Annotated in this window: 15 protein-coding genes; 8 read left to right on the forward strand and 7 right to left on the reverse strand. The window is 42.6% G+C overall.

The genetic code is table 11. The features are described 5' to 3' along the window. The first annotated feature begins 136 nt into the window (after positions 1-136). Complete coding sequence (locus LA313_RS13625; protein WP_228915917.1) at positions 137-1,474, forward strand: sigma-54-dependent transcriptional regulator; 1,338 nt, start codon at positions 137-139, stop codon at positions 1,472-1,474. On the opposite strand, the gene LA313_RS13630 is transcribed toward LA313_RS13625, so the two are convergent. Then, entirely contained in the window at positions 1,464-3,878 is a 2,415-nt protein-coding gene (locus tag LA313_RS13630) for a hybrid sensor histidine kinase/response regulator (protein ID WP_228915919.1), read from the reverse strand. The genes LA313_RS13625 and LA313_RS13630 overlap by 11 nt on opposite strands. A gap of 294 nt (positions 3,879-4,172) precedes the next feature. Here LA313_RS13630 and LA313_RS13635 point away from each other — a divergent pair, with 294 nt between their 5' ends. Further along, complete coding sequence (locus tag LA313_RS13635; protein WP_228915921.1) at positions 4,173-6,530, forward strand: TonB-dependent receptor; 2,358 nt, start codon at positions 4,173-4,175, stop codon at positions 6,528-6,530. 61 nt (positions 6,531-6,591) lie between these two features. On the opposite strand, the gene LA313_RS13640 is transcribed toward LA313_RS13635, so the two are convergent. Then, positions 6,592-7,020: a Rieske (2Fe-2S) protein gene (locus tag LA313_RS13640; RefSeq protein WP_228915923.1), complete on the reverse strand. Its 429-nt coding sequence runs from the start codon at positions 7,018-7,020 to the stop codon at positions 6,592-6,594. A 116-nt stretch (positions 7,021-7,136) separates the two neighbouring features. Between LA313_RS13640 and greA the strand changes: the two genes are divergently transcribed. The 3 genes from greA (at position 7,137) to LA313_RS13655 (ending at position 8,518) form a co-directional block, all read left to right on the forward strand. After that, on the forward strand, positions 7,137-7,613 hold the full coding sequence (greA, locus tag LA313_RS13645; protein WP_228915925.1) for a transcription elongation factor GreA: 477 nt from the start codon (positions 7,137-7,139) through the stop codon (positions 7,611-7,613). 105 nt (positions 7,614-7,718) lie between these two features. After that, positions 7,719-8,108: an HIT family protein gene (locus LA313_RS13650; RefSeq protein WP_228915926.1), complete on the forward strand. Its 390-nt coding sequence runs from the start codon at positions 7,719-7,721 to the stop codon at positions 8,106-8,108. Then, positions 8,108-8,518, forward strand: coding sequence for an acyl-CoA thioesterase (locus LA313_RS13655; protein WP_228915928.1), 411 nt, complete (start codon positions 8,108-8,110; stop codon positions 8,516-8,518). The genes LA313_RS13650 and LA313_RS13655 overlap by 1 nt, the downstream gene beginning before the upstream one ends. Here the strand turns inward: LA313_RS13655 and LA313_RS13660 are convergent. Continuing rightward, positions 8,502-9,662: a sensor histidine kinase gene (locus tag LA313_RS13660; protein ID WP_228915930.1), complete on the reverse strand. Its 1,161-nt coding sequence runs from the start codon at positions 9,660-9,662 to the stop codon at positions 8,502-8,504. The genes LA313_RS13655 and LA313_RS13660 overlap by 17 nt on opposite strands. 111 nt (positions 9,663-9,773) lie before the next feature. Here LA313_RS13660 and LA313_RS13665 point away from each other — a divergent pair, with 111 nt between their 5' ends. From LA313_RS13665 to aat, 3 genes are all read left to right on the forward strand, one after another. After that, entirely contained in the window at positions 9,774-10,652 is an 879-nt protein-coding gene (locus tag LA313_RS13665; RefSeq protein WP_228915932.1) for a flavin reductase family protein, read from the forward strand. Position 10,653: 1 nt separating this feature from the next. Next, positions 10,654-11,031, forward strand: a complete 378-nt coding sequence (locus LA313_RS13670) for a DUF3127 domain-containing protein (protein WP_228915934.1) — start codon at positions 10,654-10,656, stop codon at positions 11,029-11,031. A gap of 126 nt (positions 11,032-11,157) precedes the next feature. Further along, complete coding sequence (gene aat / locus LA313_RS13675; RefSeq protein ID WP_228915935.1) at positions 11,158-11,796, forward strand: leucyl/phenylalanyl-tRNA--protein transferase; 639 nt, start codon at positions 11,158-11,160, stop codon at positions 11,794-11,796. 171 nt (positions 11,797-11,967) lie between these two features. On the opposite strand, the gene LA313_RS13680 is transcribed toward aat, so the two are convergent. The 4 genes from LA313_RS13680 to LA313_RS13695 are packed head-to-tail and all read right to left on the reverse strand — an operon-like array spanning position 11,968 to position 14,796. After that, on the reverse strand, positions 11,968-12,555 hold the full coding sequence (locus tag LA313_RS13680; RefSeq protein ID WP_228915937.1) for a DNA-3-methyladenine glycosylase I: 588 nt from the start codon (positions 12,553-12,555) through the stop codon (positions 11,968-11,970). Then, positions 12,555-13,283: an energy transducer TonB gene (locus LA313_RS13685; protein WP_228915939.1), complete on the reverse strand. Its 729-nt coding sequence runs from the start codon at positions 13,281-13,283 to the stop codon at positions 12,555-12,557. The genes LA313_RS13680 and LA313_RS13685 overlap by 1 nt, the downstream gene beginning before the upstream one ends. A gap of 3 nt (positions 13,284-13,286) precedes the next feature. Then, positions 13,287-13,991 carry a tRNA pseudouridine(55) synthase TruB gene (truB, locus tag LA313_RS13690; RefSeq protein WP_228915941.1) on the reverse strand — a complete coding sequence of 235 codons (705 nt, stop codon included), beginning with the start codon at positions 13,989-13,991 and terminating at the stop codon, positions 13,287-13,289. A 4-nt stretch (positions 13,992-13,995) separates the two neighbouring features. Further along, positions 13,996-14,796, reverse strand: a complete 801-nt coding sequence (locus tag LA313_RS13695; protein WP_228915943.1) for an undecaprenyl-diphosphate phosphatase — start codon at positions 14,794-14,796, stop codon at positions 13,996-13,998. Between the last annotated feature and the right edge of the window lie 2 nt (positions 14,797-14,798).

Here is a 14,798-nt window from a genome sequence, read left to right on the forward strand (position 1 = left end):
GCTCATATACTAAAAATAAGCAGCTCCTCCTATTTATACAAAAAAAAGGCTGCCTTTTCAGACAGCCTCTTTTTATGCTTATTTTTGATGCTGAGGGGTTTAAAAATTCTAATTTTGTCAATATTTAAAAATACCCATGGCTAAAATTCTTTTAGTTGAAGATGACGTAGCATTTTGCACTATGCTCAAGACATTCCTGGTAAAAAAGGATTGTGAGGTAGATGCTGTATATACTGCGACCGAAGCCCTTAACCTGGTGGCCAAAAACAGGTATGACGTAGTAATTTCTGACGTTCGTCTTCCCGATAAAGAAGGTCTCGAGATCCTGCAGGCTGTCAACCAGAAAGGAGATAAAACGGGAGTGATAATGATGACCAGCTATGCCGAAATTAGTATGGCGGTCAATGCCATTAAAGAGGGCGCACTGGATTATATAGCCAAACCTTTTCATCCCGAGGTGATCATGAAAGCGATCAATGATGCTTTGGAAGGTCCCGGTAGCGTGAAACCTGTGACGAAGAAAAAAGAGACTTCTGTAAAAAAGGACGATTATATTAAAGGAGGGAGTGAGGCTTCGGCCAAACTAAATAATTATATCGACCTGGTTGCCCCAACAAATATGTCTGTGCTTATCATGGGTGAAAGTGGAACCGGGAAGGAACAGATCGCTAAAAGCATTCACGAAAAAAGTAAGCGCAGTGCTGCACCTTTTGTGGCCGTAGATTGTGGGGCTATTCCCCGGGAATTGGCTTCCAGCGAATTTTTTGGACACGTAAAAGGTTCTTTTACCGGTGCCGTAACCAATAAAACCGGGCATTTTGAGGCAGCAAATGGCGGCACCCTTTTCCTGGATGAAATAGGAAACCTTAATTATGAGCTGCAGGTACAGTTACTGCGGGCATTGCAGGAGCGAAAGGTTAAACCTGTGGGCAGTAACGAGGAGATTCACGTAAATATCCGGGTTATCGCTGCCACAAATGAAGATCTTTTTGAAGCCGTTAAAAAAGGTGATTTTAGAGAAGATCTTTATCACCGGCTTAATGAATTTTCAATAAAGGTGCCGCCCCTAAAAGACCGCAAGGAAGATTTGATGGTCTTTGCCAATTATTTCCTTGACAGTGCGAATGAGGAATTAGAAAAAGATATTTCAGGTTTTTCAGAAAAGACAATTACAGCATTTAAAAATTATAACTGGCCGGGGAATCTCCGGGAGTTGAAAAATGTGGTGAAACGTGCGGTTTTACTTTCAGAAGGGGATTATATTTCTTCTTCCTGTTTACCTTCGGAAGTAGTTGCAGCCAAAGAAAAGCCCGAAGAACAGGACTACAGCCTTTTTAAGAACAAGAATGAGCAGGAAATGATCCTCGATGCGCTTGAAAAAACCCACGGAAATAAAAGTAAGGCCGCGAAACTTCTTTCTATTGACAGGAAAACCCTGTACAATAAGCTGAAGCAGTACGGTATTAACCTGTGATCTCTTCCTGAAGGTTTTCCAGAAGTTCGTTTATTTCTTTTGCAAGAGATGCTACATTGATGTCCTCATTTTCTTCACCGTTGACGTTTTCGAGTATAGCAAGTTTCTCGATGATTTGTGGCACCTGCAACTGCCGGAACATGGGAAGCATTTTATGAGCTACCGCAGAGACCTTCTTTTTTTGTCCTTTTTGATGTGCCAGTTCCAGGGCCAGGAGATTTGACCTTGTACTTTCTATGAAAGCAGTTAATATAGCATCCATGGCATCGGGGTCTTCTCCTGCAAAATTCTTTATTTCAGATAAAGTATAGCCTTTTTGCTGTTGTAGAGGAGAAGGAGTGGGTGCGGGACCAGTCTTTAATTTTAGATCCAGGAGATCGCTAATGATCTCCAGCAACTCCTGGGAGGAATAAGGTTTTAAAAGACTGCCGCTAAATCCCTTTTTTAGATAGTCTGCAGCACTAACATCGGGTTGGCCGGAGAGGGCGATAACAGGAAGATCCTCCCTGGCAGGATCTTTTCTTATTTTTCGAAGCAGTTCAAAACCGTCCATTTTTGGCATTTGAATATCTGTAAGTACCAGGTGTGGGGAGGTAGCTTTTATTATTTTTAAGGCTTCTTTCCCATTCTGAGCTGTGCGATAGGACATCCCGGCATTACGGATCAATTCTTTAAGCAATCCTAATTGGGCCGGTTCGTCATCTACTATAAGTACAGAAATTTTTTCAGGATCTTTTACAGCCAGGGCTTTTGCCGGTGGAGCGGGCTCACTGGATGCAGCATATTCTACCGGAATTTCAACAAGAAAAGTACTTCCTTTTCCCGGTTCGCTCTCTAAGCTAATTTTTCCTTCCAAAAGATCTGTTAGCTTTTTGCTAATAGCAAGGCCCAGCCCGGTGCCACCATACCGCTTTTCAATGCTGCTGTCTTCTTGAGAAAATTCTTCAAAGACCTTCTCCTTTTGCTCGTTTGAGATTCCAATCCCTGTATCTTTTACCTGAATGCAGAGCACAGGATTTTTTCTGCCCTGTCGCAGCCAGGCTTTTACTTCTACACTTCCCTGCGGAGTAAATTTGCAGGCGTTGTTCACAAGATTAGTAAGGATCTGTTTTAGTCTAAAAGGATCTGTGATCACTGGCCGGTCTAAATCAGATGCTATATCTATTGTCACCTCAACATCTCTCGGTTTTTCGGGAGGAACGGCATTTTCAACGGTTTCTTCGATTAGATTCTTTGGGTTAAATGCCAGTTCTTCAATAGACATTTTTCCGGCTTCCAGCCTGGAGAGGTCCAGCAAATCGTTCACCAGGCGCAATAGGTAATTTGAAGATTGCTTGAGCTGCCGCAGATATCTATTCTGGGATTTGTTGAGGTCACTCTTTTCAAGTAGCCCCGTGTAGCCAATAACCGTGTTTAAAGGAGATCTGAGATCATGGGTAACCGTATTCATAAATTGTTCGCGGCTGGAAAGCAGGGATTCGGCATAGGTTTTGGCCGCCTCCAGTTCCTGCCGGTACTGCTGGCTCCTGGAAACGTCTTTGACCACAAGAAAAACAAAGGTTAGTATAACCAGCAAACTTGCTATTCCCAGGAAGAGAATTGTCGTTGAGGTGTCTTCTATAGTATCCTGCCAGGCCTCTACCTGGTTCATAGATGCCATTCTTTCCTCGGCTTCCAGAGTGCTTAACAAGGTTCTTAACCTGTTATTAAGCTGAATTTCATTGGCCAGTAACTGGTCTTCCTGTCTTTTCAATTCCATCCGGTACTGCCTCTCCTGAGTCTCCAGCTGACCTAAAACACTTTTTACTGAATTGACCAAAGAATCTATCGTGATCCCGGGGGGATTGGGATTCTGCTCATTTGTATATTCCAGCAATTTGATAAGCAGTTGCCGCTGGTGGGGCTGAAGGTCTTTAAACCGCTGATCGTAATTTCGGCTTTCAAAATTTTCATCAACCCGTTGTAATTCCGAAAGTACCCGTGCATAATAACTATCTGTTTCTCCGCGTGCCCGCAGCTCCAGCAGTTCTTCCAGATTTTTGGTCTTTTGACTAAGAAGTTTGTTTATGCTATCTATTTCCCGGTCCAGGGAACTGTCGGTCCTGAAATTCTGAAGGGAGGCCAGGCTGAATTTTATCGAGTCGATTTTAGCGTTATAAGTTTCCAGCCCGTCCAGATTTCCGGTTTGAATGAGTTTTCTGCTAAGACTTTCAGCTTCATAAAGTTTTGTGGCAGCTTCCCCCACAAGCAGGAGCTTTTGGTTTCCGGCATTACTCCTTTCGGTCAAACTGGTGTAGCCCTCTACCTGATGATATATGAACCAAACGGCTAACCCCATTAGAGTAGCCAGTATAATGTAACCGGCAAATACCGTGAATGTTATGGAAGCCTTTTTTTTAGCCATGATTTCTCCGAAAGTATAAATTTAAAGGCTTTCTTTCCTAAACTTTCAAAAATTAGGTTAAATCAAAAAAAAGCAATTACCTTTGCGCCATCTCAAAGGGGTGCTAAGTCCTGTGAAAGCAGGAGGAAGCTGAGATCATACCCAAGGAACCTGGGCAGGTAATGCTGCCAAGGGATAGGCGAAAAGTTCGCCGCGCAAGTATTGTACTCCTGTGAACCAATTGTGGTTTTCAGGATTTTTTATTTTATAACCATCAGGAATAACAGCCCCTTTTATTCGTAACTATTTTTACGAATGAAACATGTTTTCTTAATTTTCAGTTTTTTACTTGCTACAGCAAGTGGTTTTTCACAGGAATTTCAGGTATCAGGAACGGTGACAAGTGGTGACACGCCTCTTGAAGGTGCCATTATTAGAGTAGAAGGTTCCTCGCAGTACTCTCAAACTTCAGCAGCCGGTGAGTACACTCTCAGGCTTGAGGAGGGAATTCATCATCTCATCTTTTCCTTCGGAAACAAAAAACGAGTGCGCATCGATCTTTCAGAAGATATGGTGCTCAACGTTGACATGACCGATGCAGAGGAAGTACTTGATGAGGTTTTCCTTTCCGCAGTGAGAGTTAGCGCCAGTTCTCCCATTACCTACAGCAATTTGTCTAATGAAGAGATCGAGGACCGCAACCTGGGGCAGGATATTCCAAGCCTTATGCAGTACATGCCGGGAGTGGTGACCACCAGTGATGCCGGAGCCGGAATTGGCTACAGCAGTATTCGCGTTCGTGGTACCGAAGCCCGCGGAATTAACGTTACCATCAACGGTGTTCCATATAACGATGCCGAGAGCCAGGGTACTTTTTGGGTAAATCTGGGGGATTTTGCATCTTCTGTTGAAGACCTGCAGCTACAGAGAGGAGTGGGAACTTCTACAAACGGAGCCGGCGCTTTTGGAGCGAGTTTGAATATTCAGACGGACAGGTATAGCTATGAACCTTCAGCCGAGATCGCCAATAGCTTTGGTTCCTATAATACCAGGAAGCACACAGTGAAATTCAGCACCGGACTTTTTGATGAGCACTGGGAATTTAGCGGAAGAGCTTCAGTAATAAAAAGTGATGGTTACATCGACCGGGCCTCAACGGACCTGAAATCTTACTTTTTCCAGGGGTCTTACGTAGGCGAAACTACCCTTATCAAAGCCCTCACTTTTGGCGGAAGCGAAGTTACCTACCAGGCCTGGGATGGAATAGATGCCGATCAATTAAAGGAAGATCGACGTTTTAATCCTGCTGGGGCTTATGAAGATGACGAAGGTAATCTTCAATTTTACGATAATCATGTTGATGATTATAAGCAGGATCATTTCCAGCTTCTATGGAATGAGCGCTACGGCAATGGCTGGTCTTCAAATGTTGCTCTTCACTACACTTACGGAAGGGGATTTTACGAGTCATACAGGGCAGAAGAAAATCTGGAAGATTACAATCTACAGCCCTTTACTGCAAACGGAGAAGAGATCACCGAAAGTGATCTAGTTACTCAAAAATGGCTTGTTAACGATTTCTACGGTACAACTTTCAACCTGCAATATGAAAATGAGAGGCTGGAAGTAATTGCCGGGGGCGCCTGGAATAACTATGAAGGAGACCATTTTGGGGAGGTTATATTTACACGTTTTGCGCCAAGTATGCCATTGCACAGGTACTACGAGAACCAGGCTCAAAAGAGTGATTTTAATATCTTCGGAAAAACCACTTATGCTGTTACCAATGATCTTGCTCTTTATGGAGACCTGCAGCTAAGAAGGATCAATTATGAAGTGAATGGTTTTGAAGAAGAAAATGTGCCTTTCATTGTCGATGACAATCATACCTTCTTTAATCCTAAAGCCGGATTAACTTACGAGTTTTCTGAAGCCAACCGTCTTTACTTCTCTTTTGCCAGGGCCCACAGGGAGCCAAATCGGTCAGACTATGAAGCAGGAAGTCCTGAACCAGAGGAATTGAATGATTATGAACTGGGGTGGAGATTTATGTCCGGAATTCTTCAGCTTAATTCTAACCTGTATTACATGGATTACCACAATCAGCTGGTATTAACAGGAGAATTGAATGACGTTGGCGCCCCTATCAGAAGAAATAGCGGGAACAGTTACAGGCTGGGGCTTGAACTTGATGCGGTGGTAAGATTACATCCAAAGTTTAGCTGGAGACCTAATGTGGCGATAAGCCGTAATAAAAATGACGAATGGTTTGCTTCCTGGGATGGCGAGCTGCGCAGCTTCGGAAAAACCGATATTTCCTATTCTCCCGAGATCATTGCAGGGAATATTCTGGAATACCGACCGGTTGACGGCCTGGAGATAAAATTCCTCTCTAAATATGTGGGAGAGCAGTATATGAGCAATCTTGAAAACGAAGCTTCTCTTCTGAAAGATTATTTTGTTAATGACTTTAATATACAATACACCTGGAGAAATGCCCCACTTTTTAAAGAGGTAGTATTTACCGGATTGATCAACAATATTTTTAGCGAGGAATATGTTTCGAACGGGTACTATTACACCTATGACTGGGATGGAGTGACTTATGACGGTGCAGGCTACTATCCGCAGGCAACCCGTAACTTCCTTGCAGGAATGACCTTACGATTCTAAGGGGCAAGACCTTACAAAAAAGGCATTTTTGAGACCTCTCAAAAATGCCTTTTTTATTCTTTTAATTCGAAATCTCCAATACACTTCCCGATCTAACAACCCGGTATGGCTTTAAGGTATACTGGCCGGTGCCGGCAATTTGTTCGCCGGTGATGATCGTGTACTTATTGCCGTCACCACAGGAACAGGTTGCTTCTGTGCCATTTACTACCAGGGCCGAGCACGGCTGTGGCACATGGTTAGGATCGGTAAGCTCATAAGCAAGATATTGATCATTGTTGAGGTTGTAGATGACAATCCCGTTGATACCGTAGTTACATGTTATAAATTTATTTCCCGGAAAATTGAGCTGATTATATTCGGGGAGGCTAAGGTCAAATTGCACCGAAAAGTTGAGGTGCGGCAGGTAAGGATTTCTATTTATCTCATCATCAGATGAACATCCTAATATAGTGAAAAAGAGGGGCAAAAGCAGCAAAATACGCTTCATAAGTGATTTTTTTAAAGCTACAGGATTATAATTGTACTGGATATTTTAATTTAGTATATTTGTGTAAAATCCCGTCGGCGAATGGGATTTTTTCTATTTATATAAACGACGAAGTTATGAGTAAAGTATCATATTATACTGCAGAAGGTCTTAAAAAACTTAGAGATGAACTCAACCAGTTAAAGGATGTTGAACGGCCAAAAGCTTCACAGGCAATTGCCGAGGCCCGGGACAAAGGAGATCTTAGTGAGAATGCCGAGTATGATGCAGCAAAAGAGGCCCAGGGTCTCCTTGAGATGAAGATTTCGAAGATGGAGGAAATTTATGCCAATGCAAGATTAATTGATGAGTCACAGCTAGACACTTCAAAAGTCCTGGTGCATTCTACAGTAAAAATTAAGAATGTTACCAACGGGGCAGAAGTGAAGTATAAACTAGTAGCACAAAGTGAAGCAGATCTTAAATCGGGAAAAATCTCTGTAGATAGTCCAATAGGAAAAGGATTGCTTGGAAAGAAAGTCGGGGATGTTGCAGAAGTGGAGGTGCCTTCGGGAACCATGAATTTTGAGATCCTGGAGATCACCCGGGATTAAAACCTTCCAAAAATAACATTTTAAAGATCCTTTCTTCCGGAAAGGATTTTTTTATGCTTTCATTTAATGCCGAAAATCTTAACTTGTTACTCAAAAAATAAAATTATGCCAACCATATTTACAAAGATCATTAACGGGGAATTACCCGCCTATAAAGTTGTAGAAACAGATAAATTTCTGGCCTTTCTTGATGTGAGACCAAATACCAAAGGCCACACTCTTTGTATTCCTAAGGAGGAGGTTAATAAAATATTTGACCTGGATGAGGAAACATACATGGAGCTCATGGCATTTTCCCGAAAAGTAGCAAAAGGAATTGAGAAAGCTGTTCCCTGCAAACGTGTAGGCATGGCAGTAGTAGGACTGGAAGTACCTCATGTGCACGTGCATCTTATTCCGCTTAACAGCATGGGCGACATGAATTTTGCCAATAGTGTCTCCCTGAGTGACGAAGAATTCAAAAAGATTGCTGAAGACATAAAAGCCAGTATCTAGTGGAATTTTCAGATTATAAACTTTCATTGGACCTGCGCATAGACTTTAGTGATCTCGACATGTACCGGCACGTGAACAACCTTACATTTATAAGGTTTTTGCAATCGGGTCGGGTTAACTTTTGGGAAGCTACAGGACTGGGGAAAATATTTTCAGAATCCAACAAAGGAGCCATCCTGGTTTCTACACATTGCGATTTCAAGAAATCTCTCTTTTATCCCGGTACTGCGACAGTGAAGACAAAACTGGCTTATATTAAGAACAGCAGCTTTGGGCTGGACCAGTTGATCCTGAATGAAAAAGGGGAAGTATGTGCCGAGGGGAGGGATATTGCAGTTTTCTTCGATTTTTCTGAAGATAAAGCACTGCCTATTCCCCCGGAATTAAAGAAAGTTATGCAGCAGTTTTAGCCTTTTGCAGCAGGATCTCTATAGTCGTTCCTTTGTTGATCTCACTTTTCAAGACGCGGATCCTTCCTTGGTGGTACTTCTCAATGATCCTTTTGGACAGGGACAAACCTAATCCCCAACCTCTCTTTTTGGTGGTGAAACCGGGTTCAAAGATCTGTTTGAATTTACTCCTTGGAATACCTTTTCCGGTGTCACTTATGAGGATATAGACATTCTTGGAATCCTGCTTCAGCTTGATCTCCAAATCTCCTTTTCCCTTCATAGCATCAATGGCGTTTTTAACCAGATTTTCTATGGTCCAGCTGTAGAGCTGGGCGTTCATATTTACGGGGATATTTTCTTCAGGGAGATCCAGCTTAAATTTAATGAGCTTTGAACTTCTTGCTTTGAGGTAATCAAATGAATTTCGGGTTTTTTCTACTATGTCTTCAGGTTCAAGTGTGGGAGCAGATCCTATTTTGGAGAACCTTTCCGTAATGGTTTGCAGTCGATCCACATCTTTTTCAATTTCTGTGATGTAAGCAGGATTTACCTTTTCAACTTTTAAAATTTCTGTCCATCCTATAAGAGACGATAGAGGGGTTCCAATTTGATGTGCGGTCTCTTTTGCCATTCCTGCCCAAAGCTTGTTTTGTTCACTGCTTTTGGTGGTCCTGTAGAAAAAGTAGATCACCGCAATGAAAAGTATGATGATAAGGATAAGCGCCAGGGGATAATATTTTAATTTGGTGAGCATAGGAGAGTCTCCGTAGTACACCTGGTTCACCCGGCCTTCTCCCAGATCCATTTCTATGGGTTTATTTGTGCCTTTAAGAGACTGCAAATACTCCTGAAGTCTTTCTTCGTTTGCCATGATCCCCTCGGGAATATTCATGGCATCTTTGATCCTGCCATTCTCGTCGACCAAAATGGTTGGAATGCTGGAATTGCTGTTGAGGATCTTCAGGTGGAGGTCAAGACCGGTATCTGTATCTACCTGGTCGAGATAAACCTGTGCAGAGGCCCAAATATCCATCTTCACCCGCTCTTCTTCCTTAATACGTTGAAAAAAAGCGACAGTATTCCAAACTATAAGACTTACAATAATAAGGGAAGAAACGATGATGAACCAGCGGCGAAAGTTTCGTTTATCTGAAAACCTCATGAAGGCAGGGCTTTAATTGCGTTTAAATATAAGCGTTTTAGGTAGATTATTATTGTGCAGTCCCTTTTTCATCTCTTGGCGTGTTTCGTTACCTTTGCCAAAATCCAGATTATGCTTACCATAGATCCTAAAGAAATACCGGTTCCAAAATTGCACCAATATTTGCTTGGTGCTGTAGGACCGCGGCCTATTGCTTTTGCAAGCACAATAGATGCACAGGGAAGACCGAATTTGTCACCTTTCAGCTTTTTTAATGTTTTTGGTGCGAATCCGCCAATTCTTATTTTTTCTCCCGCCCGCAGGGGAAGAGACAACACGGTGAAGCACACTTACAACAATTCTAAAGCTACGGGGGAGGTAGTGATCAACGTGGTGAATTATGATCTTGTTCAGCAGGTTTCCCTTTCAAGTACAGAGTATGACGAGGGTGTCAATGAGTTTGTCAAAGCCGGTCTTACTATGCTTGAATCTGAAGTTGTAAAGCCTTTTAGAGTAAAAGAATCTCCGGTGCAATTTGAATGCAGGATAAATGAAATCGTGGAGACCGGAAGTGAAGGTGGCGCCGGAAACCTTGTAATTTGCGAGGTGCTAAAAATGCATATTCGGGAAGATATTTTAGATGAAAATGGCTATATTGACCAGCATAAAATTGACCTGGTAGCCAGGATGGGAGGCAACTGGTACACCCGTGCCACTCCCGGAATGTTCGAGGTTCCTAAGCCGTTACAAACTCTTGGGATTGGTATTGATGCCATTACCGATGAGGTTCGCAACAGCAAATATTTAACAGGGAACGATCTTGGAAAATTAGGAAATGTAGAGCGGTTGCCAAATGCCCGGGAAGTTGAGGAATTCATGAATGGAAACTCTCAACTTTCGGAATTGATAAAAGAAGGGGATGAGCAAAAAGTGCATTCCAGAGCAAAAGAATATTTAGAAAAAGACGATCCAGCGACAGCCTGGAAAATATTATTAGCAAAAAACGTGTGATATGGAAGTACAAGGAAAAATTAAAATGATTGGACAAACCCAAACCTTCGGGAGTAATGGGTTTAGGAAGAGAGAAGTGGTGGTTACAACAGAGGAGCAGTATCCACAACACATTCTTGTCGAGTTCGTACAGGACAAATGTGATCTTTTAAATAACTACGCTGTAGGGCAGCCTGTGAAGATTGGGGTGAACCTTCGTGGGCGTGAGTGGGTGAATCCACAGGGAGAAACAAAATATTTCAATTCGATCCAGGGATGGAGAATAGAAAATCTTGCAGCTCAAAGTCAGGGACAGGGAGGAGCTCCTGTACCACCGGCAGATCAATTTGAGCCTGCCAATAATCTTAATGACGAAGATTACGACGATTTGCCATTCTAGGTGGATCCGCAATAGATAATAAAAACCCCTTTTCTGAAGAATTGGGGTTTTTGCTTTTCTGAAAAATGGAAGTTAACGTGAGCCATTAAATTGTTTTATTTTTACTTCTGAAAAAGACCTGCAATCTTGAAATTCTTAAAACCACAAGACGAATTTCCTTCAGTTAGAGAAGCCACAGCAGAAGGTTTGCTGGCTTATGGAGGCGACCTTTCTCCCGAAAGACTTCTGGCAGCTTATTCCCGCGGAATCTTCCCCTGGTATGAAGAGGATCAGCCAATCCTTTGGTGGAGTCCCGATCCAAGGATGGTGTTATTTCCGGAGAACCTGAAGGTCTCTAAAAGCATGAAACAACTCTTAAAAAAAAATGCTTTTGAAGTCACTTATAATTCAGCTTTTTCTGAAGTAGTTGACAACTGTGCAAAGATTTCAAGAGCGGGACAGCAAGGCACCTGGATAACACCCGAAATGAAGCAGGCCTACCTCTCTCTTCATAAAAAAGGTTTTGCAACCTCAGTGGAAGTTTGGCAGGAAAATAAACTGGTGGGCGGACTTTACGGGATCTATTTAAAGGAAAAGAGAATCTTTTGCGGGGAAAGTATGTTCGCAAAAGTGAGCAATGCTTCAAAATACGGTTTTATACATCTTGTAAAGGAACTTGAAAAGGGAGGGGTAAGGTTAATAGACTGCCAAATGTATACTCCACATCTTGCCAGCCTGGGTGCCGGGGAAATTCCCAGAAGCGTTTTCCTTAAATATTTGGATTAAAGCTGGAGAAAGGCTCTGCTAAGGAAGTCTATTGTCAAAAAAGACCCTGGGTGTTTTCTTATCGTTTCAGTTGTACTACAATTTTTAAATTAAAATTTTAGAAGAGAGATTTTGGGTCAGAAGAGCGGGATGAAAAAAGGAAGATCCAAAAATGCCTTTTTTGGAACCTGATTATTTTCGTTGGTCCAGCTCTTTAATTTCAGGATTTCTAAAACAGTTTTTTATATGGTCATTGACCATTCCGGTGGCCTGCATATGGGCGTAAACCACAGTGGGGCCTACGAATTTAAATCCTCTCTTTTTAAGGTCTTTGCTCAAAGCTTCACTAACGGGAGTGGTAGCCGGCACCTCTTTTAAGTGATTCCAGTCATTCTGTACAGGGCTGCCATCGACAAAGCTCCAGATGTATTCAGAAAAACTACCGAATTCCTCCTGCACCATTATAAAAGCCCGGGCATTGGTTACGGCTGCACGAATTTTTGCACCATTTCTTATAATGCCGCTGTCCTGCATGAGTTCGTCAATTTTTGATTCGGGATAATTTGCCATCTTTTGATAATCAAAGTTGTCAAAAGCTTTCCTGAAATTTTCCCTTTTCCGAAGAATGGTGATCCAGCTCAATCCCGCCTGGAATGTCTCCAGGATCAAAAATTCGAAAATTGCGGCGTCATCTTTTAATGGTATACCCCATTCCCGGTCGTGATAGGCTTCGTAGAGTGGATCACCCACGCACCAGCCGCAGCGGATCTTTTCTTCCATTAATTCTGAAAATTATAGGTTATAGTCCCCGGTTGAGAATTTCTCCCGGGAAGCTTTGAAAATTTGGCACTGGCAGCATACTCCAGTGCCATGTTTGTCAGACATTCATTACTGGTGGTAGATGCATTCTTATTAATTGATGTTTTCACCACGTCTCCCGTAGCATTTACCGTAATATTCACCACGACCCTACCCGGAGTATCGCAGGTGTAAATTGGGTTGGGAATATCTATGGCCGACCTGCCCCGAAGGGAAAATGCAATGGAGCTGTTTCTCATACTTCCCTGTTTGACAGAAGTATCTTTACTGGCATTATCTCCTTCGGAAGCTTTTTTCCTCTCCTGTTCCCTGCTGTTGCTCAATGCAATCTCCCCTTTTGAATCTTCAGCAGATTCTTCTTCTGAAGCTTCCTGTTGTGCGGAATTTTTTTCAAAAATTTCATCGAGCCTTGACTCCAGGTTTCTTTGACTCTCTTCCTGATTTTGATTAAAGGCCTGGTGTGTTTTTACCGTTGGACCGGGACGTTGAGGTTCGGCCGGTTCGGGTTCCTCGGGCTGGGGCTGCTCTTCTTGGGGAGCAGGTAGGGGACGCAATTCATTAAGCTCAATAAGCGTCTCCCGAATCTTTTTCGATTCGTTTGAGATATTGATGTTGTACATGGACAAGATCAAGATCGAAAAGATAAGGGTGGTAATGATCAGTGCCTTATGTCGGTCGAAAAAATTCATTTTTTAAGTTTCTTCCTCCGGGGAAAGATACTCATTTACAAACGAATCGACTGTTAAGGCATTTTCAACTTTATATTCTCCAATGCGGGTGCGGCGCAGAGAGGAAAGATACGCGCCGGTGTTTAGTTGGGATCCAAAATCGAAAGCCAGACTGCGAATGTAGGTTCCTTTGCTGCATACCACTCTAAAATGCACTTTTGGAAGCTCAATCTTTGTGATCTCAAATTCTGAAATGTTCACAGTACGGGTAGGGATCTCGACTTCTTCCCCATTTCGGGCGTACTCGTACAGTCTTTTTCCGTCTTTCTTTAAAGCTGAAAAAACCGGTGGCCGTTGCTGAATATCTCCCAAAAATGCCTTTGTTGCTTCATGAATTCCTTCGGAAGTAAGGTGCTCTGTAGGGAAGGTTTCATCAACTTCAGTCTCCATATCATAAGAAGGAGTAGTAGCACCAAGAGTGAAAGTTCCGGTGTATTCTTTTTTCTGCCCCTGAAGGCTTTCAATTAACTTGGTGGATTTCCCGGTACAAAGGATAAGTAACCCTGAAGCCAGCGGATCTAAAGTTCCCGCGTGGCCAACTTTGATCTTTTTTATCCTGAAGTTCCTCTTTATAAGCCATCTCACCTTATTCACCAGTTGGAAAGAGGTCCATTCCAGTGGCTTATCGAATAAAAGGATCTGTCCGGCTTTAAATTCTTCTTCAGTCATTTATTTATGCTGCAAAATAATATTCATAAGTGATCGCTATTGCTCCCACGATAAAGCAGTAAACGGCAAAATAAGATAATTTACTCTTGCGTACGAGGGCAATCATCCATTTACAGGCCGCATAGCCCGCGATGAAAGCGGCAATAAATCCTGCCAAGAGAGGCATGGGATCAATAGTGGTATCGGTGAGGTCTCCACTTAAAAGATCTTTGGCGATCTTTCCTAAAATTAGTGGTACTACCATTAGGAATGAAAAACGGGCTGCTTTTCCCTTGTCGTTTCCAAGTAGAACAGATGTTGAAATGGTAGCTCCACTTCTGGAAATCCCGGGCAAAATTGCTATGGCCTGCGCCACTCCAATTACCACACTATCCATATAACTTACGGGTTTTCCGGTATTTTTTGCGCGATCGGCCAACCACAATAACAGGGAAGTGATCAAAAGCATAAAGCCCACAAAAGTTAAGTCCCCACCAAAAAGAGCTTCGAGTTCTTCTTCAAACATTAATCCTATAATGACCGCAGGGATCATGGAAAGAATAATCTTTACAGAAAATTTGGCTTCATCATTCCATTGGAAAGAAAACAGGCCGCGAAAGATCTCTGCTACATCTTTTCTAAAAACCACAATGGTACTTAAAGCTGTTGCAAAGTGCAACACCACGGTGATCATAAGAGATTCTTCGGGGATACTGTTGTCACCAAGAAGGGCTTTTCCAATTTCCAGGTGACCGCTGGAAGAAACAGGTAAAAATTCAGTAAGTCCCTGGATAATTCCAAGGAACACGGCATCGATAATTTCCATTC

The sequence above is a fragment of the Salinimicrobium sediminilitoris genome (genome assembly GCF_020866905.1).
Lineage (GTDB): Bacteria > Bacteroidota > Bacteroidia > Flavobacteriales > Flavobacteriaceae > Salinimicrobium > Salinimicrobium sediminilitoris.